General features: G+C 59.7%; 15 protein-coding genes. All 15 read right to left on the bottom strand.

Features of this window, described 5'->3' with window-relative positions; genetic code table 11:
- Positions 1 to 92 precede the first annotated feature (92 nt).
- Entirely contained in the window at positions 93 to 1,106 is a 1,014-nt protein-coding gene (locus ACTJLA_RS14450; protein WP_314544629.1) for a serine/threonine-protein kinase, read from the bottom strand.
- Entirely contained in the window at positions 1,103 to 1,825 is a 723-nt protein-coding gene (locus tag ACTJLA_RS14455; protein WP_236453228.1) for a PP2C family protein-serine/threonine phosphatase, read from the bottom strand. Before ACTJLA_RS14455 ends, ACTJLA_RS14450 begins: the two co-directional genes overlap by 4 nt.
- Complete coding sequence (tssM, locus tag ACTJLA_RS14460) at positions 1,825 to 5,340, bottom strand: type VI secretion system membrane subunit TssM (RefSeq protein ID WP_314544625.1); 3,516 nt, start codon at positions 5,338 to 5,340, stop codon at positions 1,825 to 1,827. Before tssM ends, ACTJLA_RS14455 begins: the two co-directional genes overlap by 1 nt.
- Positions 5,341 to 5,364: 24 nt before the next feature.
- On the bottom strand, positions 5,365 to 7,530 hold the full coding sequence (locus ACTJLA_RS14465) for a lipase family protein (protein WP_314544623.1): 2,166 nt from the start codon (positions 7,528 to 7,530) through the stop codon (positions 5,365 to 5,367).
- 6 nt (positions 7,531 to 7,536) lie between these two features.
- Entirely contained in the window at positions 7,537 to 8,391 is an 855-nt protein-coding gene (locus ACTJLA_RS14470; RefSeq protein WP_294204544.1) for a hypothetical protein, read from the bottom strand.
- Entirely contained in the window at positions 8,372 to 9,286 is a 915-nt protein-coding gene (gene icmH / locus ACTJLA_RS14475) for a type IVB secretion system protein IcmH/DotU (RefSeq protein WP_294204542.1), read from the bottom strand. Before icmH ends, ACTJLA_RS14470 begins: the two co-directional genes overlap by 20 nt.
- A gap of 5 nt (positions 9,287 to 9,291) precedes the next feature.
- Positions 9,292 to 10,623 (bottom strand): type VI secretion system baseplate subunit TssK, encoded by a 1,332-nt coding sequence (gene tssK, locus ACTJLA_RS14480; RefSeq protein WP_294204541.1) that lies wholly within the window; start codon positions 10,621 to 10,623, stop codon positions 9,292 to 9,294.
- Positions 10,620 to 11,111, bottom strand: a complete 492-nt coding sequence (tssJ, locus tag ACTJLA_RS14485; RefSeq protein WP_314544619.1) for a type VI secretion system lipoprotein TssJ — start codon at positions 11,109 to 11,111, stop codon at positions 10,620 to 10,622. The genes tssK and tssJ overlap by 4 nt, the downstream gene beginning before the upstream one ends.
- Positions 11,111 to 12,241: a type VI secretion system-associated FHA domain protein TagH gene (tagH, locus tag ACTJLA_RS14490; protein ID WP_314544617.1), complete on the bottom strand. Its 1,131-nt coding sequence runs from the start codon at positions 12,239 to 12,241 to the stop codon at positions 11,111 to 11,113. The genes tssJ and tagH overlap by 1 nt, the downstream gene beginning before the upstream one ends.
- A gap of 221 nt (positions 12,242 to 12,462) precedes the next feature.
- On the bottom strand, positions 12,463 to 14,622 hold the full coding sequence (locus tag ACTJLA_RS14495) for a lipase family protein (RefSeq protein WP_314544615.1): 2,160 nt from the start codon (positions 14,620 to 14,622) through the stop codon (positions 12,463 to 12,465).
- Between the two features lie 6 nt (positions 14,623 to 14,628).
- On the bottom strand, positions 14,629 to 15,330 hold the full coding sequence (locus tag ACTJLA_RS14500; protein WP_294204535.1) for a hypothetical protein: 702 nt from the start codon (positions 15,328 to 15,330) through the stop codon (positions 14,629 to 14,631).
- 134 nt (positions 15,331 to 15,464) lie between these two features.
- Complete coding sequence (locus ACTJLA_RS14505; RefSeq protein ID WP_294204533.1) at positions 15,465 to 16,280, bottom strand: hypothetical protein; 816 nt, start codon at positions 16,278 to 16,280, stop codon at positions 15,465 to 15,467.
- Positions 16,277 to 17,134 carry a DUF4123 domain-containing protein gene (locus tag ACTJLA_RS14510; protein WP_314544611.1) on the bottom strand — a complete coding sequence of 286 codons (858 nt, stop codon included), beginning with the start codon at positions 17,132 to 17,134 and terminating at the stop codon, positions 16,277 to 16,279. The genes ACTJLA_RS14505 and ACTJLA_RS14510 overlap by 4 nt, the downstream gene beginning before the upstream one ends.
- Before the next feature lie 94 nt (positions 17,135 to 17,228).
- A complete protein-coding gene (locus ACTJLA_RS14515) occupies positions 17,229 to 19,280 on the bottom strand; it encodes a type VI secretion system Vgr family protein (RefSeq protein WP_440841469.1) in 2,052 nt (683 codons plus the stop codon).
- Positions 19,277 to 20,842 carry a sigma-54 interaction domain-containing protein gene (locus tag ACTJLA_RS14520; protein WP_440841510.1) on the bottom strand — a complete coding sequence of 522 codons (1,566 nt, stop codon included), beginning with the start codon at positions 20,840 to 20,842 and terminating at the stop codon, positions 19,277 to 19,279. Before ACTJLA_RS14520 ends, ACTJLA_RS14515 begins: the two co-directional genes overlap by 4 nt.

Genomic DNA, 20,842 nt, shown 5'->3' on the forward strand with positions numbered 1-20,842 from the left:
GCAATGAGCTCCTTCAAATGGTTGTTCTGTCCTTGAATCGCCACTGCCGTATCAACTATCGGCAGTGGCAAGCTTCGGGTGTACCTCCTCGGTTAGATCGGGTTCGGCGGCGCATGCCAAGGGCGCAACCACCTTGACCAGCGTGGGCGATTCGCTTCACTGAAGGCGGCGCGTAACTCCTGCGCTGAAATGCGCCGGGCGACCGAGTTGATCTTCAACGCAAGCTGCAGCGCCGGCCAGCAGGCACGGGGCAGATGTGGCGGGCACACCAACGTACGGTCCAGCCGCTGCGTCTTGGCCTGCTTGGCGCTGCAGTGGTGATAGGGATGTTGGCCGCCCGCCAGTTCGTACAACACACAGGCGAGGGCGTAGAGGTCGGAGGCCTGGCTGATCTCGCCACCCTCCAGCAGTTCCAGTGCGGCGTATCCGGGTGTCCAGGCGGCAATGCGCTCACGTTGCAATCGTGGCAGGCCGAGCAAGCGGGCGTCATTCGAGGCGGCCAAACCGAAGTCGAACAGGCGTAACCCGTTGTCCCCCAGCATCAGGTTGCTGGGCTTCAAATCGCCATGCACCACACCGTGGAGATGGGCATGCACCACCGCATCGAGTATGGCCAGCGCCAGTGGCTGCAGCAGGTCCCAGCACACTCCCTGCGGGCACTCGGCGATCACCCGGTCGAGGGGCGCACCCTGCAGCCATTCCATGCTGATGAAACCCCGCTGCGATGGTCCATCGACGGCGTAGTCGTACAGCCGGATCACATGGGGATGGTGCAGGTGCTGGGTCAGCGCAAATTCACTGAACAACAACGCATTGGCATCCGGGCACGCCGCATGGCTGTCGTTCATGACCTTGATCGCCACATAGGGCTGAGGGTCGCCAAACTGGGCACGTAGTGCATCGTGGGCGCAGTAGACGGCGCTCATGCCCCCCACGCCGAGCAGGCGTTCCAGCCGATAGCGATCGTTCAACCGCTCCGGTAAGGGTTCAAGTGGTATCGCTGTAGTGGCCACATCAGGTTGTGCGGCGAAGGCAAAGTATGTCGGCTGCGAGGCGTTTTTCCCTGGTGGCGGGCCGGTGATGATGTCGCGGTGCAGGTCGCTCATAGCCGCACCACCACGGCCGTCAGGTTGTCGTGCGCCGGGCCGCGCAGCGCCGATTCGACCAGTTGCTTCACGGCGGCCTGCGGCGTGGCAAGGCTGAGTGCCTGGCCAACCGCCTCGCTGCTGAGTTCCTGATACAACCCATCGCTGCACAACAGGAAGACATCGCCCGGCCGGGGGGAGAGCTCCAGCACGTCCAGTTCCAGCTGCGCTTTGGCGCCGATGGCCTGGGTCAACGCCTGGGCAGAGGGGTGCAGGCAGGCCTGTTCGAGGCTCATGTGCTGCTGCGCCACCAGGTGTTCGAGCAAGGAGTGATCGCGTGAAAGCTGGTAGAGGCGATTGTCGCGCCAGAGGTAGCAGCGGCTGTCACCGGCCCACACACAGGCCAGCCGGTTGTCATGCATCAGCAGGGCCACTACCGTGCTGCCCATGGTGGTGTCCCGCCGTTGTGGCGTCACCGTCAGCTCCTGATTGAGCCGACGGTTGAGCCAGTGCAGGCATTGGCGCAACTGCGCCAGGCGCTCCGCGTAATCACCCGCTGCCGGTAGGGCGAGCAGGCTGTCGACTACCAGGCGGCTGGCAAGGTCGCCGGCTTGGTGGCCGCCCATGCCATCGGCAACGGCCCAGAGCCCGCGTTCGGGGCAGTTGAGAAAGGCGTCCTCATTGCGCGCCCGCACCTTGCCCGGGTCAGTGTGGGCGGCACTGCTCCAGGACCCGATCATTACAACGCCGCCGGCAGACGGAAGTTGCGCACTGCCGTCAGGTCGAAAGGGTTGGGCGAACGCTGGCTCAGCAGCAGGTAGTTGGCACGCAACCCGCCGACATCGGCTTTCAGCATCAGCACATCACGTCCGCGATGCGCCTCGGTTTCCATCAGGTCGAACAGCCGAAACAGTGACCATTGCCCGGTGTTCTTCTGAATACCCGTGCGGTGCCCGCTGAGGTCTTCAACCAGCAGGCTGGTGAGGCCATCGCTCGCTTCGTTGGGCCACTGAAAGTTGGCTGACGTGATGGGGCCATGCCGATATTCCAGCTGCTTGTCACCAAAGCGGAAGTCGGCGCGACTCAGGTTGGCGTCGAGCGAGTAGGGTTCCAGGCTGAATTTGATCAAGGGTTCCGAGGCATTTTCGGCAAAGAAACCACGACGGATCTGTTGCACGTTGCTCATCTGCTGCAGGATGCCGCGGGACACTGGCAGGCTCCGGCCCTCGACACTGCGCATGCGGTACTGGTTACCGTCAAAGGTGACGAAGGGTTTCAGGTAGGTATCGAAGAAACTGTCGACGGTGCCTTGGGCTTTGAAGAACTCCCGGAAGTCGGCGATCGCAACATCGCTGGCGCTATGGGCATGGAACGGATATCGCTCATGCAAGGCGGTTGTATAGACGCTGTAGAGCTCGCCTTGATAACGCTTGTTGAGGTAGTGGTAGGCATCGCCCAACACCAGTTGCCAGTTGTCGTCGCTCATCCCGCGCAGCCAATGGGTGATCGGTGCGGGTAAGCGGGCCGCCGATGCGCGTACGCTATCCAAGGCACTGCGCTGGCCGCTCAGGCGGGATTTAGCCAGTTCGAAGGCCGCGTAATCGGGCTGGTTGCCTTGGCTGACCGCCAGCAATTGTTGATGCAGGTCGGTGAGGGCGGCCATGGCTGGAGCCAACTCTGGGCCAGTACCGCCATTGTCGTCCAACAGCCGATGGAGCGGTTCGAAGCGCCGCTGCAGGGCGGCCTTGGCCGTTACTGGACGTTTATCCGCCAGGGTGGTGGTGGCTTTCTGGGCGACCGCTTTCGTGAGGCCGCCTACAGGGCCAGCCACATCCGCGATCTGGCCCGCGGCGTCGGCTACGTCTGCTACGGCTTCGCCGACGGTCGGGAAGCGTGTGTTGTCGCGTAGTTGCGTCAACAACTGCACCAGGGGCGAATTGGAGGCAATCAGTGCGGCGGCCTGGTCGGCCCCCTGGGCGAGGCTGTTGAGCGGTTGCAATGCAACTTTGGCCAAGGCCTGATCCCAGTGCTCGCCGTAGTCGCGAAAGTACAGTTGCTCCAGTTCGGCCAGCAGGTCGCGCAGCTGGATGGGGTTGAGGCTGCTGCTTTCGCCCATCACCCAGTTGTCGCGCAGGAACTCGTGAACAAGCGTTGCACCGCGCACCAGGAAGTACTGCTGATAGCCCTGCTGTGTGTACAGGCCTGGGATTACCGTATGGGTTCCGGTCAACGCCAGCCCCTGCGGCCCCAGATGCTCGTCCAGACGATACGGCGGCAGGTTGCGCGACTGCTCGCGCAGGCTGCGGTAGACCAACTGGGCCAGCGGCTCCTTGCGCAGCGCCTGGCGGGCCTGGGTGACCAGGCTGTCGTTGAGTGGATACTCGAAGGGCTGTTGCAGCAGGCGGGAGAAGTGTTCGTTCAAACTTGCCTGCGCGGCCACATTGCCCGCGTAGCGTCGATCCCAGTCCGTGGCTACCCAGTCTTTGAGGGTGTCGTTGTCACGGTGTTCCGGGCGGCCCAGCATCAGGTAGGTACGCAGGTTGTCGAGCAGTGCTTGCCGGTTGCTCAGGTTTGCGCGGATTTGCCCTTCCAACTGACGTGCAACGCGCGGCAGCAATTGCCTGTCCAGCTCATGCTGGTAGCGTTGCTGCAGAACGGCGGTGGCAGGCTCACCTTGGTACAGGCCAGTACGTTCGTGCAGTGCCAGTGCCGACTGAGGCGGGAATACTTGTGTGGCGCGGTAACTGGTTTCCAGCTCGGGCAAGACCCCCAGTGCATCATCCTGGGGGGTGATTGCCGCCAGTTGCTGCCCGAACTGTTGGCCCAGGGTGCGCAACTGTTCGAAGCGTTGGTGATTCTGCGTGAAACCACCAATCCACAGCAGCCCGAACAACGCCAGGCAACCCAGTGCGCCGGCGTACAACGCCCGTTGCCCCCAGTGCAGGCGGCGTGATTCCCGTGCGTCCAACCCCGCCAATCCGGCTTCAGGAAATACCACGCGGGTAAGCAGATGATGCACAAAGCGCGGGGCGCCACGCATTGTGCGCAGCGTACGTGGCGCTACTACCGGCGCTTCCACCTCGTCCGGGTCAGCGGTACTGCTGGGGGTGGCACTGTCCCAGTGCGGAACGCTGGCCAGGTAGACGCCGCGTAACTGGCTGGCAGGCTCATAGCGGTTGCCGGCAAAGGCGGTTTCAACCAGCAGCGCCAGGTGGGTGCCGATCAGGCCCAGCCGGTGTGGGAAGTCCAGAATGCGGCCCCTGGATTCGATGCTGCGTTCCTGCTGCAGGCGCATCACAACCTGGCTGTTCAAGCGCCGGAGCAGGTCTTCGAAGGTTTCATGCAGCACCGTTGGGTCGGTGCCTTGCTGGTGCTCCTTGAAGCTGATCCCCAACACCTGTTGGCTTTCTTCTCGGGAGAGCTGGCTGAAAAAAGCATCGAAACCTTGAACGCTATCGGCCTTGGTGAGTACCAGGTACACCGGCAGCCGGCTATGCAGGCGCTGATGGATGTCCAGCAGCCGGCTTCGGACCTGTCCGGCCAAGTGCCTCAGCGGCTCGGGATTGCTGTCCAGCAACAGGGTGATCGGAATATTGACCAGCACTCCATTGATAGGGCGGCTGAGCCGACGACGGCGCAACAATTTCAGCAAGGTACGCCACCCTTCGGTGTCCGCAGGTTCCTGTGCGGCCAGGTAACGGCCGCTGGTATCCAGCAGCACGCCTTGTTCGGCGAAATACCAGTCACACTGTTGGGTTGCCGGCGGCGGGCTGCTCTGCTGGCCGTCCAGTTGGTTGAGCGGAAACTTGACGCCGGAGTGGTCGAGCAGGCTGGTCTTGCCTGCGCCTTCGGGGCCTATCATCAGGTACCAGGGCAACTCTTTGCGCCACCGTGCACTATGGCCGCTGTACAACCCGGATCGTTGCAGCGTCTGCACGGCGCTTTTGAACAGGCGACGCAGCGTGGCCTGTTCCTTGTCGACAGCACGCCGTGAGGGCGGCAGGGGATCCTGGCCGTTGTTTACCGAACCGACGGCGTTGCGCCGATCACTCGCAACAAGAAACAGGCCCCAGGCGAGCAACAGCCCGCAGATGGTCAGCAACCGGGACGTGGCGCTTTCCCAGAAACGGTGATCAGCCACCGCCAACAAGGGGCCAGCGAACCAGATCAGCAAGGCCAGCGCGATAACCACGAGCAGGCTCCATAGCCACGTCTGGGCTAAGAGGCGGGTCAGTGAGGTGAATAGCTTTTTCATCGAAGAGGCTCTCTGAGGCAGAAATCAGGCGTAGGCCCGTTCGGTATTTTGTGGGGTGACCTTGGCCAGGCCAGCTGCCGCCTGGTTGGCGTCCAGGGTGAGCCAGGCCTTGAGCAACTGCTGCAGGGCTGGGCTGTCGGCGACATCGCCAAACACATCCTGCCAACCGAGTGTTCGCTCGCCTTGTGCTTTCAGGCGTTTTTGCGCCCGGCTGAGCTCCTGACGCTGCTGGGTGCGCAAGGCGTTCAGTTGCTGCTGGCTGTCCTGGAACAGCGTGCGCAGTTGCAGCTCGGTCAGGCGATCGAACCGTAGGTCGGTTCGCCCTCGCAGGTTGTGGCGGAACTGGGTGTAGGTCAGTGCCGGGACCTGCTCGACCTCGGCCTGAATGGACTCGATCTGCAAGCCCAATTGCTTACGCTCCCTGTCGGTGAACAGCGCGCCCGTTTCTTTCTCCCGGGAGACGCTGGCGTACCAGCGCAGCAAGGTGGCCAATGCGGCATTGGCATAGCCGGGGTCATTGAAGTGTTCGCCCATCGACAGCACTTGCGTGGCGAAGGACTGGCGCGCGGGCATGTCGCCTTTGAGCTCGATGGCGCCGGCGAACTTCGCGCAGGTCAGCTCTTCGATGGCCGCGCAGCCGGGTTGCCAGAGCACCGACGAGGCCGCGGTCAAGCCGGATTTGCGCGGCATGAAGTGCCGCTGTTCGCCATGGTGCTGGTAGGGATCGCCACGCAGGTTGAGCAGGCCGCCCAGTAGCAGGACGGTACCGATCATTGGGTTGCCGATACTGGCGATGAGCATGGCACTGCCGGGTAGCGCCATTTTCCATTCGGCGTCCATCCAGGTGGCCGGAACCGACGGGATTGGGTCGTTGTGGTTGACCAGCCGATGGTGGGGCAGGGACTGGGCAGCCTCGACGAAGGTCCGGTTGCCGGTGCGTGGGGAACCGTAGGTGTAGAGCTGGATATCGTCGGAGTATTCGCGTTGTAGCCATTCGGCCAGCAGCAGTGCGATGGCGCCACCCAAGCTATGCCCGCAGACAAGAATGGTTTGCCCCTTGCGGTAGAACGCATCCATATATCGCTCTACAAATGTGCGGGCAACCAGAAAGGCAGCGTGAAAGCCGCGATGGATCTTCCCCTGGCCGTCGACATGCGGCACTTGTCGGGCATCTGCGTCACGTAGAAAGTCAGCGAACTCCTGGCTGCCGCGCACCGAAATCAGCACTACCTTGTCGTTGTGGGTGATAAAGGCCTGGGTTTCAGTCTTCTTATGATGAAGAAAGTGCACCTGTTCAGGGTACTTCCAGTCGGCCTTGGCTTCCTTGGCATAGCGTTCGGGATCGTAAGGCATGATCTCCAAACGTTTGGAGTAGGGCACCTCTTCGCTCAGCAGATGGAACGGGCCGCTTTGCTTGAACTGGGTCGGCGGGAGCAGGTGGCCGAGCTGGCTTTGCAGGACGCTGCCGATGCAGCCTGGCACGGTGTAGGGTGGTGGTGTCGGTGCTTCGTCAGGCCTGCGCTCGCGGTGAAACGGCGCATAGCTGAGTACGGCCATCATCGACAGGTGATAGGCATTCAAAGCGCAGAAAGTTTTGTCGCGTGACAGCAGCGGGCTTAAGGCACGCAGGGCCTTAACTTCCAGCACATTGTGCTTGTTGACCATCAAGGCAATGCCGGGCTGGGTGTTGGAGTGCGTACAAGCTTCTTTCAGAAAAGGCGACGGGCGTGGTTGGAGCGTGGTATCCGCGTCTGGCAGATGAGCCGCTTCGCCAGGCTTGGCAAAGTCGCGAACTTCAACCTGGAAAAATACGGCCTGTTCTTTTTCGGCAAGCTCGCGTGCCAAGTAGGTACGGCCATTTCGGCGCGGGCCTGTCGGGGCTTGCTCGGCAGCGACCTGAAGGGCGGTTAATGGAAGCTTGAAGTGCTTCCGTGTTTGAAGTTCTTTGTACCAAGTGTCATCGAAGTTCTGATTGGGCGAAGATAGATCAAGTATCAGAGGGCCGATATAAAAGTTCTCCAGGCGCGCGTAACCCTTACTGTCGAGTGTTCCCGAGTAGGTCATGCCCATGCGGTCATGCAGGGTGTAGTCAATACCTGCATAGGGTGCGGCTTCACCATGTTCATCAACCAGACGAAAGCTGCACCACGAACCGCGTTTCGGGCAGGTTTCCTTAAGCTTAAAAGTCATTCGTGATTACTCCGTACAGCCCGGATAGACCGTGCAGGTCCGGCCGTTCATTTGGAAGGTTTGGAATACGGGCGGATTTCTGCACCAACGCCAACCATTGCTTTCATGTGCGCAGGGTTTCCAGCCTGTTGGGAATTTGATCCACGTGTCATCGTGCGAGGGCTCTTCCTCGGGGTTGACCTCAATGACCAACTTCACTGTCTTTCCGGCCAATTGGTCATATTGCAGATGGGTACCGCTGGCTGCGCAGGTGAGGAGCTTGCTGATTTCACCAAACCGAGATTTCGCCTGACTTTGCTGAAACAGCCAGTTGCATTGCGCGGTCACGGAGCGAATTCCATCTTTGTCGAACTTGGGTGAGTCTGCCGGCAACTGGTTGAAAATCCTGAAGCCGCCATTGGCGTAAGTTTGTTGCCAACGTTGCTGGCCGTAGCGCCCATTGATATTCAGGTCCAGCGCTGTCAGCCGCATCGTGCACAGGCCAACGCTGTAGGTCAGCGGTACCTTGTGGCTAAAGGCCTGTGGTTGCGCCTGAATGGGTATGTTGTCGCTGGTGCCGTAGTAGCGCGCACTCCATTCGCCATACAGGTTCTGGCGCTGACAGACGCTGCTCTCGGGGTCCACCGGGTCATAGGAGGGCATGATGTCCATACCGAATTCCGCCGGCAGCGTGCCCTCGAAGGTGAAGCTGTCCAGGCCGTAGCGGCCGGTGGCTGAGACGGCACCTTCCTTGGCGGCGAGGGCGACCCAACTGCAGGCATTCAGGCTGAGCAGGGCAATGGCAAGGATGCCCAGGCGCAGGCATCTCAGAGGTCTTCTGTGTTCAGGCACAGCAGCCGAATCAGCGATTGGAGGACGCATTCGCAACCTCCTTAGGCAGTACGCTGTTTGTCTGTTCAATCGCCGTTGGCGCAGGCAATTGGAAAGGCTCAAGCACCGCCCCCCGTTGCTCTTTCAGCACCCAGGCAAACCCGGCGTAGAGCGTGGCGAGGCTGATCACAGTGAACAGTGCTACCAACCACCACGGCACCAACCGTGTGTGTGTTCGATGCTCTCGAAGCAGGCCCTGCCATTGCGGCGATAGCTCATGCGGGGTATCGCCACGCAACTGACGAATGTGGCGATAGAGGTCGTCGCGGATCTCTTCCAGCTCCACGCTGCCCCCCGTCGTATCCATCGCGTACTTGCCCTTGAACCCGAGCGACAGGCACAGATACATCAGTTCAAGCATGTGCAGGTGCCGGGCCGGGTTCTTGATCACTCGCTCCACCAGCAGGAAGAATTTCTCACCGCCAGAGGTCTCGTTATGGAAGTGGCTGAGCAGGCTGCGATGCGGCCAGTCACTGTGCTTGCCCCACTCAGTAGTCAGCACCGCTTCGTCAACCACGGTGCATAACAGGTACCGGGCGGTCTGAACTTCGTAGTGTTCCACCCCGGCCAATCGGGTTCGGCGCTCGAACGCCTTGATGTCATTGTTCAGGCGTTTATTGAGCTTGATGAGGTCTTTGCAGCGCTTGCGTTGCTTGAGCTTGACCACATCGGAAAGCAGATCCGCCGCTGCGGCCACCAGGGGATTGGGGCTGATGCTGAAGGTTTGGATGGCTTCCTTTCGCGCGGAATACACATAGTGAGATTCCAGTTCCTCGTAGCGGGGCGGCTGCTCAAAGTCGGTCAATGCGCTCTGCGCGGGCGCCGTACCATCCAGGTTGACGATCACAGTCTTGTTATCCAGGCTGCCAAAAGTATCGCGTTGCATGGTAATCAGCTCCTGATGGCCCAGAATTGCAGTTCAAGCGCGGTGAACTCACCCGATAGGTGCAGCGCGAAGCCACGGGAGCTCTCCAGGTCCGAGATGTCCTGGATGGAGAGTTCGAGCTTGAAATACGATTTGTCCGTGTGGTAAGGGATCTGCCTGGGTGCCACAGGCAGCGGGCTCAGCTTGATACCGGGCAGATGCAGATTGACCAGGTCGCGGATGCTGTTGACGGTGCCGATCTTCAGATGCTGTGGCAGGCGCTGGCGTAATTCGCCCATCTCGCACTGGGCACTGGCGACCAACACGAAGTAGCCGTTCTTGAGGAAGGACGGGTCTTCCAGGCGCGCCACCTGAACGCCGTATTTGTGTTGCTCCAGCGACAGCTCGACCGCGTGCTGTTCCAGAACCAGCGACAGCACTTGGCTGATTTCGTCCCGGAGCTTGAGGAAACACCCGAGCTGATCCTGGTGGTCATAGCCGACCAGTACCGCCTCGGGTCGGCGTGCGCTGGAAAACGCCGATAGATCACCGACTAGGGTCAGAAGGCTGCGATAGAGCTGTTCGGGATGGAGCTGATCCATTGCCAGGGAGTGACGCAGCAGCAGCTCCGAGCGGTTGATCAACTGCAACATCATGAAGTCGCCCAGCTCCGCCCCCCCAATCTGGCCGGTGGAGCGCATCCGGTCAGCGATGGCTTCGCCGCGGCTGTTGAGTTGGTTAAGTACCTGTTCGACGCACTCGACCAGGCTCTTGCAGGCGTGAACATGCAAATGACTGGGCAGGAAACCCGATTGCAGGATGGCGATGTTGTTGTTGTCGACACCTTGGATATGGCAGAGCTTGATTTTGACGAACGCGCTGTCACGGCGTTGCTCCCCCAGAAGCAACTGCAGATCCAGTCGCGCGCAACTCATCGCATTGGTGGTGTGGGCACCGGCATTCGAGTCGGTCACATCGAGATCGTGGCTGAGGTAGCGTGCCAGCGCGTCAGTCTGGGTCGCATCGCGGGTTTCTACCTGGCTGCCACTGATCAGAGGAAGCCCCAGGTATACCGGTACGTCATAGGCGTTCGGCGGCACATCCAGTGTCAGCGCTTGACGGTCATGGGTATGCTCAAAAAAAGTGCCATCCGGCATGATCCCTGAGGCGGCCCGAACCAACACCTTGGCCTGTCTCAGGTAGCTGGTGTCCACTTCCAAATTGAAGAGGCCCCAGCTGTAGGGGCTGGTCAACCGGGTGCGCATGTTCAACTGATGCGCGTAGTAGCGGTCGTTCTGTTGGAAGTGTTGCGGGCGCAGCAACATGCCTTCTTTCCAGACTGTTTTATCCGTATTCATGGTCTGCCCTCGGCGGCTGGCTTGGGATCGGCGGGGGGGCGTATGCCGTGCTGATCGAGTATCAGATGGGTTCGGTTGATCTCGGCGGGCTTCAGTGGGATCACATAGCGCCACTGGGTTTCTGGCAGATCGCGGTAGGCGGCGAGTACGGCCACGTAGTGGCTGGAGGGCTGCACACTCAACTTGAGCTCGACCTGTTTGCCGGGGCTCAACTCCAGCTCTTCGGTGTTCACCAAATCGACGGCCAGGGCAGTCTTCGGGCGCTCATAAAGGCTGAAGAAGTCGGCGTTCTCAAACGCCACCGGGTGTTTGAGCTCCATCAGCCGCAACACGATGGGCGAAGGGCGGCCATGAATATCTGGATTCACGTCCTCGCTGGCGGTAAGGGACAGTTCCAGTTTGGTCATGGAAGAATAAGGGGACAGGGCCGAGCACCCGCTCAGCAACAGCCCCAAAGCCATGCAGGCCAATGTTCTTAGGTAAGGCATCAAATCTCTCCTGTTGGCAGGTGCTCAAAGGTGTCGAGCAGGCGCTGCTGCTCGTTGTAGGCGTGGGGGTAGCCTTCTCCCAAAGGGTGTTGCAGGAGTGCCTCGCGTTGGTCCTGATGCAGCCGGCAGTAGGTTTTCCATCGCCCTTGTGCAATGAACCAGCGTCGCGAGGCGGTTGGCTCGAAGTGCAAGGTCACATTGGCCGGCGATAGTTGTTCCACCGCATTACGCAACGCGGTGCGGCTGGCGGCATGCGTGGCCACTTGATGGCGTTGCAGCGTGCGGCAGCTACGACCGACTTGCGCCAAACTGGCCGACAGCGGTGCATGCACCAGCTCCGCTGCTGAGTCCAGGCGAACGTCAGCGTCCGATTCAATCCGGGTGTCGTGTTTGAGCTCGGCGCAGGTGCGCAAGCATCGCTGTAGCTCTGTGGTGCAACTGCGCAGCAGGTGGGCAGCATTGACCGCCAGCGTCTCACGCTCGTGATCGGAGAGATGGAGCAGGTCCATACCCAGGGCGCTTCCGAACTCATTCCAGAATGGCGCCGAGGAGAGCGGGGTTGGCGCTGCCATGGCGGTAGGCGCGGGTGCCAGGGTCGGTACCCGCACATGGGTGGCTTCCAACTGAGTGTGATCATCGTGCTGGTCGACTTTCGGCGAAGTGTTCAGCACATCGCTCAGGTCATCATCACTAGCGTGATGTGCTACCCGGTCGAGCAATGTGATGGGGTCGGCATCCAGGTAGTCTTCCCGGATCACGCTGTCAGCGGGCAGTCGGCGCCCGGCGCCGAGGGTGAGCAGATCCGAGGGTTGTACCAGGCGTACACCGATCTCGAATTGGCTCAGCCGGTAGACGGCGCGATTGCGCAGGCGCAGCGGCCGGTCCTTGGTCAGGCGCTTGCCGGTATGCACCTCCCAGGTACCATTGCTGCTGGTATCGGTGAGGTAAAAGTCGCCGTCGTGAAAACTGATGCGCGCATGTTGGCCGGAGAGCTGTTTTGTCGGGTCGGGGATGCACCAGTGGCAGTCATCGTTGCGACCCGCCAAGCCACCGGCTGAGGTGAAAACTTGGCTGCGGGAGTGCTCCGGCAGTGATGCCGGAGGATTGAGGATTTCCATGATCATTTGCATGTCGAGATCTCTGCCTCATTGACTGCGGTTGAGCGCGCGAGGATCACCGAGTGGGCGGTAATCCGGGTCGCTGAATACGTAGTTGCCGGTACAGCCGCTGATGCACAGCAGCAGAAGAAGAAAAACAGGTGAAAAACAACGCATTCGGGCGCTCCTTCATTGAATTTTGGCAACAGGTGCCCGCCCCATGCCGATGAGGAAAGTCACTGTTTGGGGTTAAATCAGGCGTAGGCCTGCTGTTCTTCGCTGGGGCTGGATACCTTGGCCAACGCGGCGGCTTTTTTGTTTTCAGGGCGATCAAGCCACTCGTCGATCAATTTGATGAGTTCATCGCTCTTTGGGATGTCACCGAAAACGTGTTGCCATTCGAGTCGATGTTCGTCCTGATTTTTCAGTCGTGCTTGTGCTCGGCTCAGACTTTTTGTCTGATCACTCTGAAGAGATTCAAGGCGCTGCTGACTTGTTCGGAAAAGTCCGCGCAGTTCCACTTCAGAGGTTTGCGAGAGCCGTGGATGGGGGCGGCTGCGAAGGTTGTGTCTAAAACGTTCGTAGCTAAGGTTGATAGGTTTTTCCATCTCTGCTCGTAGCGGCTTGATCTGCTTTTCGATCTGTTCGCGCTCGTCGGGGGTGAGCAACTTCCCCCCGCGGTGCTGAACGCTGGCATGCCAGCGCAGCAGGGTGGTCAACGCGTTGCGACTGTAGCCGCCGTCGCTGGAGTGCTCAGCGGCCGACAAGGCTTGCATGAGAAACGCCGCCCGTTTTGGCATATCGCCTTTGAGCTCGATATGGGCGGCGAACTCGGCGCACGTCTTCTGTTCGATGGCTGCGCACCTTGGTTGCCACAGCACCGAATTTTTACCTAGTTTGCGTGGCATGAAGTGCCACTGTTCGCCGTGATGCTCGTAGTTATCGTCCTTGAGGTTGAGCAAGCCGCCAAGGGTCAGCATCAGACCGATCCAGGGCGAGCCGATGGAGGCGATCAGCAGGGTGGTGCCGGGGAGTACCATCTTCCATTCGGCGTCCATCCAGGTGGAGGGCACCCCAGGCACCGGGTCGTTGTGGTTAACGATGCGATGGTGGGTGAGGTCGGCGGCGGCTTTGACGAAGGACTGATTACCGGCGCGCGGCGCGCCGATGGTGTAGAGCATGACTTTGGGTTTGCTTGCGCGAAGCCGTAGCCACTCGGCCAGCAGCAAGGCAATGGCGCCGCCCAAGCTATGGCCGCAGACCATGATGGTCTGATTGCCGGTGTAGAAGGCATTCATGTAGCGTTCGACAAATTTGCGTGTCACTTCGAAGGAATTGTAGAAGCCTCGGTGCGCATTGCCTTGGCCGCCCTCATCGGCAAGGAATGGCACTTGCTTGGCGTCCATGTCTCGCAGTGCATCAGTGAGACCGGCGGTGCCACGTACCGAGATCAGCATCACCCTGTCGTTATGGGTAATGAAGGCCTGGGTATCGGACTTGTGGTGAAGGAAATGGACTTTTTCGGGAAAATCCCACTCTTCCTTGGCCTCCTTGGCATACCGCGCCGGATCATAGGGCACTACTTCCAGGCGTTTGGAATACGGCACTTCTTCAGTGAGCAGGTGATAGGGTCCGCCGTCGCTGAAATGGGTCGGTCTTTCACAACGAGCCAACTGGCTTTGCAGAACAGCGCCGATGCAACCTTCGTCCCTATAGGGCGGTGGCGTAGGGGCTTCGTTATAGGCACGCTCTTTGTGAAACGGGGCGTAGCTGAGCAGCGACATAATCGATAAATGGTAGGCGTTAAGCGCACAGAAACCTTTGTCGTGGGAGAGCAATGGGTTGTAGGCGCGCAGGGCTTGAACTTCTAGCACATTGTGCTTGTTGACCATCAAGGCTATGCCGGGCTGGGTGTTGGAGTGGGTGCAGGCTTCCTTGAGAAAGGGCGAGGGGCACGAATCCAATGCGCTATCAGCCTCCGGCAGGTGGGCGGCTTCACCCGGCTTGGCAAAGTCGCGAACTTCCACTTGGAAAAATACGGCCTGCTCTTTTTCGGCGCGTTCGCGTGCCTTGTAGGTGCGGCCATCGATGCGTGGGCCGGTGGGGGACTGTTCGGCGGCGACCTGGAGGGCGGTTAAAGGAAGTTTGAAGTGTTGTCGAGTTTGAAGACGTCTATACCAAGTATTGAGCCCCGTATACGGTGCACTCAGATCAAGTATCAGAGGGCCGCAGTAGAAGTTTTCCAGATAGCCGTAGCCTTCAGTATGGAGTGTCCCCGAGTAGGCCATGCCCATGCGGTCATGCAGGGTGTAATTGAGGCCGGCATAAGGTGTCGCGTCGCCATGTTCATCAACCAGGCGAAAGCTGCACCAGAGGCCACGTTTGGGGCAGGTTTCTTTGAGTTTAAAAGTCATCCGTGATTACTCCGTGCAGCCGGGATACACCGTGCAGGTCTGGCCGTTCATTTGAAAGGTTTGGAATGTGGGAGGGGTTCTGCACCAAATCCAGTCGTTACCTTCTGTCTTGCATGGCTTCCAGCCGTTTGGGAATTTGATCCAGGTGTCGTCGTAGTAGGGTTTTTCCTCCGGATTGACCTCAATGGCCAATTTCACCGTCTTGCCGGCCAACTGGTCGTATTGCAGGTTGGCGCCGGCGCCTTTGCAGGTCAGCAGCTTGGTAAGTTCCAGATGTAATTTGCTTTCTTGGAACAGCCAGGTGCACTGGGCATTTACTTGACGAATCCCGTTTATGTCGAAGCCTTGTTCGTCATCGGGCGCCCGCTTATGGATATAAAAAATTGCGTCGGAATAGGTTTTTTGCCAGTTTTTTTTGCCGTAACGCCCGTCAATCTCCATTTCAACTTTGCCCAATCGAAGCTCGCAGGCACCGACGTAATAGGTGAGCGGAATAGTGCGGGAGGTGGACTTAGCCTCGGTGTTGATTGGGATATCGACTCCCTTACCCAACTCACGGGCTTGCAGTTTGTTGTTATGAAGATTGGTGACCTGGCAATTGAGGCGGTTCTTATCGACCGGGCCGTACCAACCGATGATGCTGAGGCCGAAACCTTCAGGCAGGTCGGCCACCAGGGTGAAACTGTCCAGACCACGCCGTTCGGTCAATAGAAGTGGACCCTCTGTGGCAATGACAGCGACCCAACTGCAAGCGGTGAGAGTGGAGGCCGTCAGGGCTAGCGCGAACAGGCGAATGTGACGGGGGCGTATAGGCCCTCGGCAGTTCCTGGATAGGCGATTAGTCATCCGTGATACTCCGTGCAGCCAGGATAGACCGTGCAGGTCTGGCCGTTCATTTGGAAAGTTCGGAAGATAATTGGTTGTTGGCATCTCTTTCCGCCTGCTGCTTTTGGGGTGCATGGTTTCCAGCCTTCCTGAACCTTTATCCAGGATTGTTCACTGGAGGGGGCCTCCTCAGGATTGAGTTCAACCATCAATCTCAAGAATTTTCCGGAAAGATTGGCGCGCTCGAGATAGCCGGTGCGTTCGCCTTCACAGCTGAGCGATTTTTTGAGCTCCTTATTTCGCATCATGCTTTCGCCGAAAAGCCACGTGCAGTATCGATTCACCGCTCGTACTCCATTTCTGTCGAAATCAGGCTCACCACCAGGAAGTTGTGCTCGGAGGTAGAAGTTGGTTTTGTTGTAGGCCTCCTGCCAGCTTTGGTCGCCGAAACGACCCGTGGTCTCCAACTCAACTCTGCCAAGGATCAGTTCGCATTCCCCAATGTAATGTGTGAGCGGAATCTGGCGCCGTTGCACATTCGCACGCGGCGTGATCGGGATGTCGAACCCCTTGGTGATGATTCGAGGCTTCAGCCGACCGCTATAAAGGTCGATGTCCTGGCAGTGCAGTTGAGTGTCATCTGCAGGTCCGTACCAAGCGGTCACGCCCAAGCCAAATTGCGCAGGAACATCGCCTACAAGGGTAAAACTCTGTGACCCGCTGCGTTCAGGCACAAACACGATGCTCTTTTTGTCGAGCACAGCGACCCAACTGCAGGCACTAAGGCCAAGCAAAGATAGGCTCAAACAACCCTTGGATATGAGCCTTTTCATGGCTGCAATCCCCTGCTGGTTTGCAGGATGTCCTGCTGAACTCTCACAAAGTGGGCGTCTGGAGCCTCATCTGCGCGCGGAGTCCAGGCAGGAAGATTGGCAAGGTCGTCACTGAGCTGATGTTCCAACAGGAAATGAATCTGCTCCTGCCTGGACCAACCCCAGCTATCAGCCTTATCTAGCTGCATCTGAAGCCAGGGCGCCAATGGTTCACGGGTGAGCAACTGCTGAGTAGCTTCCAACTGGTTTTCCCAGAGCCATGTTTCCAATATGGCCTTCTGCGCTGCGGCGGATTGCTCTGTTGAAGACGTTGTTTTCAGCCACGGTGTATCGAAGGGCTCCGGGTAGGTACAAGGGGCGCGATTATCCACACTCACCCACTGCTCGCCGTCCCAGCACAATGCGCTGCACAGCGGCCCCAGCAACAGTGGTATCTGGTGGCTATCCAGCGCCTGAAGGTGGCGCGCGATGACGCGGTTGTCCTGGAAGCGATACAGCGCACGTTGCCCTTCATCATGGATGACCATGCGGGCTTGCCAATGCGCAACCACCTCGTTGATATCCAACTGCTGCGCACTGGCGACCCACCCCCAATGATGTTCTGGCGACTGCAGCAGAGCGGACAGCGCAGCAATTGTGCTGACGTTTATACGCACCAGCCATGGCCCCAGTGGCGCGAGGTTTTCAAACGGCGTGCCTTGATAGACCTTGACGTAATCACGTATGGGCGCACTGGCAAACAACGTCGGGATCGGGTTTGGCGTTGCCATCGGATTGGCAATGACCACCAAGTCGCGCTGGTGGCTCCTTTGCTCACTTAACCACTGACTGGTCAGGACGGAGGACATGCTCATGCGGATGGGCTCCTGTGGGCGGCAAGGGGATGTGCTTGTTCTGCACGCGGGCGGACGATTGCCCCAGCAGGGGATGGTGCGTGGATCAGGGAGATCAGGCTGGCGTGCATACACCCTCCTGACAGGCTTCACAGATCAGGCAGCGTTCGCTGCCCTGTTCCTGTGCGACTTGCATCAACTTGGCCTGTACGGGGGCCAGTGGCGGAGGTGGGGGGGCTAGCTCCAGGGGGGACAGCAGTTGAAGACCAGAACCTTCGCCAGCGCTGCCCCCGGCGTTGAGGCCGACCTTCTTGCCGTTGCACCAGACGCCGCTTGGGTCGATCTTCACAAAGCTGCCACCGGCTATCAGCGTCAGCTCTACGCCGGCTTCGATGACCACCTTGTCGCCGGCTTTGAAGTGCAGCTCATTACCCGCTTCAACAAACTGCCCGACACCCACCTTGATATGTTGGCTCTCGGCGATGTTGAGGTGATCGCTGGCTTTGATGGCGACCATGCGTTCGCCGTGGGTTGTGTGATGTTCTTGTGCTTTCAGCTCGGTATAGCAATTGGCGCCAACCGTGGTGCGCCGCACATTGCCGACGTATAGGGTATGGTCGTGCTTGACGATCTGGCGCCAGTCGCGCTCGGCATGCACGAGGATCTCTTCGCTTCCTTTCTTGTCCTCGATGCGCACTTCGTTGAAGCCACCACCGCCAGGGGTGCTGGAGGACTTGAACACCGACTGGGTTTTGTTCGCGGGCAGTGGGTAGGGCACCGGGTTGGTGGTGTTGGGCAGGCAGGCTGACACGTAGGGACGGTCGGGATCGCCTTCAAAAAAAGACACCTCGACCTCCATCCCGATACGCGGAATCACCACGCTGCCGTACTGGTTGCCGGCCCAGGCGCTGACCACGCGCAGCCAGCAGCTGCTGTGTTCGTCGGCCTGGCCGGTGCGCTGCCAGGGGAACTGCACTTTGACGCGACCAAATTCATCGCAGAACACTTCTTCACCGGCCGGGCCGGTGACGGTCGCCGACTGGCTGCCGTGGATCACATGGCGTTGATGCTTCAGCTCCGGCCGATAGGGGGTGTCCCAGGGCGTGGCGGTAAAGGTGTTGCGGTAGCCCTGGTGAAACCCGTTCGGGTCCTTGCTGGTGTCGCTGGTCACCGACTCTTCCAGTACCTGCGGTTGACGGCCTTCATGGGTGAGGGCGGTCAGCAGCCATAGGTCATTCCAGGTAGTGCGCGGGTGGGCAGTGAGCGGTAGAAAGTGGCCGCTGACCAAGGCCGGCTGATCGCTTTTGCCCTCAGCCAGGCGGTAGTCGTGGCGATGCCGTTCCAGGGCGCGCTTGCTCAATTGGCTGCCACGGGCGTCATCGCGGAACTCGCCGGGGTAGTCGTAATCTTCCAGCGGCGGTGGGGCGCGTTCGCCCTCGGCCACCACCACCCGCTGCTCGGCACTCAGGCGTACGTGCGGTTGCTTGAAGTCGTAGTCGCGGCGGCTGACCTGGGCGGCGCGGGTTTCCACCCGTACACCGAAACGTGACACCACGCTATGCTGTGCTGCCATTCCCGCACCTGGCTGGTAGGCGGTCTCCGGCAGTTTGCGGAACACAGTCTGGTCATCGCCGAACACCAGCAGGTGCTGGGTGGAGCTGTGCTGGAAGTGGTAGCTCAGGCCTTCCTCGGCGCACAGGCGCTGCAGGAAGTTGAGGTCGGTCTCGTCGTACTGGGTGCAGTAGTCGCGCGGAGGATAGACCGTCGGGCCACACTGGAAGCGGTAGCTGTCGGCGAGGATGCCATGGCCTTCCAGCACGGCGGCGATGATCTTCGGCACGTTCATGTTCTGGAACATGCGCTGCTGGTGAGCGTGCGCCAGGTACGCCAGGCGTGGCACCAACACCAAGTGATAGTGGGTCAGGCGCCGCCCGGTTTCGCCCTGGGCCACGCTGTGGATCTGACCATGCACGCCGGCGCCTTGGGCGTCGAAGGCGAGGAACGCCGGTTGGTGCAGCAGGCCTTCCAGGTCGATATCGGCACGCTCGCTGACCACTTCGATCTCGAAGCAATAAGGCGTGTTGAGGGCTTCATTGCCCTTGAAGGCCAGCACTTTGAAGTCATTGGCTACATCGGGTAGTGACAGTGCGAGAGGGGATTGACTCATCCTGAGATACCTTTCGAGCGAAGCATCGGGTCATGGAAGTGGGGTTTGGTCGATTTTTCTACCGGCCTGAAGTCCTGTTCGGCCGGCTTGATATCCAAGCGCGCCAACCGATTGAGGAAGGTGCGGCGGGACACCTGCAGCTCCCGCGCGGACTGGCTTTGGTTGCCCCCATTGCGACGCAGGCAGTCCAGCAGCAGCCCGCGTTCGAGCTGGTCGAGGCGTTGCTGAAGATTGGTGGGGGCCGTTACCGTTCGTTGTATCTGGCGCGGGTCGAGGTGGCAGGGCAGCAGTTCGCCACTCTCGCAAAGCAAAACTGCACGCTCGACCTGGGCCCTGAGCTGGCGCACATTGCCCGGGAAGGTGTCACTGTCGAGCAAGGCCAGTGCTTCCGATGACCAACTGCAGGTGGGGCGCTGCAAGGTTGTGCAGAACGTGGCAGTGAAGTGTTCGGCGAGCGCCCGCACATCCGCCCCACGGGCTCGTAGTGGCGGTAGTTCAATGGGAAAGTAGGCCAGCCGATAGAACAGATCCCGGCGAAATTTCCCGGCTTCCACCAGTTCTTCCAGGTTATGGTGGGTGGCGGCAATAATGCGCACGTCCACTTTGTGGGTTTTATTGCTGCCCAGCGGGCGTACTTCGCCCTCCTGTAATACCCGCAACAATTTGCCCTGCAAGGCCAGTTGCATGTCGCCGATTTCATCCAGGAACAAGGTGCCGCCATTGGCCGCATCGAACAGGCCTGGGCGATGGCTATCGGCGCCAGTGAACGCGCCCCGCACATAGCCGAACAGTTCACTTTCCAGCAGGTTCTCGGGAAGGGAGGCGCAGTTCTGTGCAACAAAACTCTTGCTGGCCCGTGCGCCGTTGTCATGAATGGCACGGGCTACCAGCTCTTTACCGGTGCCCGTTTCCCCGGTGATCAATACGCTGACCGGATAGTCCAGCACCTTGCTGATCAGCTCACGAACACCTTGCATGCAGGGGCTATTGCCGAGTAGGCCGTAATTGCTGACAGGTTGATCGGAAGTGTTGGCCTGTTTCGGCTGTATTTTCTGCTCTGGGTGAAGGCGACGGAGCCGTCCCAGTTGTACGAGTACGAAGTGCCCTAGATGGCAGAGCGAAGCAGAGGATGAATTCAGATCACGGGCGTGGCGATCGGCGACCAGCAGCAGGCCACGAAGGCCCTGTGAAACATCATGCAAGGGGATGCAGAGCAGGCAGCGCCAGCCCGGCTCACCGGCAGGTAAAAAGTCCGTCTGATACAGCCCGTTGCTCAGTAAAGGGATGTTCAAGGATTGCTGCTGATTCAGGCAGTACTGCAGCAACGCCTCGTTCATGTAGTTGCGCGGCTGGCTATCGGCAGCCTGGGCTTGCACCTGACCATCACACCATGCGGCAGCCAGGTTCAGCCCGGCGCCGGTGTCATCCAGTACGAAAAGGTAGCTCAGCGGGCATTGGGCCAACTGCGCCGCAGTGGTCACCAACCCCTCTTGAAGCCGGGCGCAGTCCGTCAACTGCGCCAGTTCACCGAGGTGGCGCAGTAGCGCCTCGGTGTCGGGCAT

Origin of the sequence: Pseudomonas sp. 22072 (assembly GCF_052046095.1) — a bacterium.
Classification (GTDB): Bacteria; Pseudomonadota; Gammaproteobacteria; order Pseudomonadales; family Pseudomonadaceae; genus Aquipseudomonas; species Aquipseudomonas paracarnis.

What these genes read in the sequence shown, in the direction of transcription:
- ACTJLA_RS14450 (WP_314544629.1), bottom strand. Translation starts at nt 1,106, where the DNA reads ATGAGCGACCTGCACCGCGACATCATCACCGGCCCGCCACCAGGGAAA.
- ACTJLA_RS14455 (WP_236453228.1), bottom strand. Translation starts at nt 1,825, where the DNA reads ATGATCGGGTCCTGGAGCAGTGCCGCCCACACTGACCCGGGCAAGGTG.
- tssM (WP_314544625.1), bottom strand. Translation starts at nt 5,340, where the DNA reads ATGAAAAAGCTATTCACCTCACTGACCCGCCTCTTAGCCCAGACGTGG.
- ACTJLA_RS14465 (WP_314544623.1), bottom strand. Translation starts at nt 7,530, where the DNA reads ATGACTTTTAAGCTTAAGGAAACCTGCCCGAAACGCGGTTCGTGGTGC.
- ACTJLA_RS14470 (WP_294204544.1), bottom strand. Translation starts at nt 8,391, where the DNA reads ATGCGTCCTCCAATCGCTGATTCGGCTGCTGTGCCTGAACACAGAAGA.
- icmH (WP_294204542.1), bottom strand. Translation starts at nt 9,286, where the DNA reads ATGCAACGCGATACTTTTGGCAGCCTGGATAACAAGACTGTGATCGTC.
- tssK (WP_294204541.1), bottom strand. Translation starts at nt 10,623, where the DNA reads ATGAATACGGATAAAACAGTCTGGAAAGAAGGCATGTTGCTGCGCCCG.
- tssJ (WP_314544619.1), bottom strand. Translation starts at nt 11,111, where the DNA reads ATGCCTTACCTAAGAACATTGGCCTGCATGGCTTTGGGGCTGTTGCTG.
- tagH (WP_314544617.1), bottom strand. Translation starts at nt 12,241, where the DNA reads ATGCAAATGATCATGGAAATCCTCAATCCTCCGGCATCACTGCCGGAG.
- ACTJLA_RS14495 (WP_314544615.1), bottom strand. Translation starts at nt 14,622, where the DNA reads ATGACTTTTAAACTCAAAGAAACCTGCCCCAAACGTGGCCTCTGGTGC.
- ACTJLA_RS14505 (WP_294204533.1), bottom strand. Translation starts at nt 16,280, where the DNA reads ATGAAAAGGCTCATATCCAAGGGTTGTTTGAGCCTATCTTTGCTTGGC.
- ACTJLA_RS14510 (WP_314544611.1), bottom strand. Translation starts at nt 17,134, where the DNA reads ATGAGCATGTCCTCCGTCCTGACCAGTCAGTGGTTAAGTGAGCAAAGG.
- ACTJLA_RS14515 (WP_440841469.1), bottom strand. Translation starts at nt 19,280, where the DNA reads ATGAGTCAATCCCCTCTCGCACTGTCACTACCCGATGTAGCCAATGAC.
- ACTJLA_RS14520 (WP_440841510.1), bottom strand. Translation starts at nt 20,842, where the DNA reads ATGCCCGACACCGAGGCGCTACTGCGCCACCTCGGTGAACTGGCGCAG.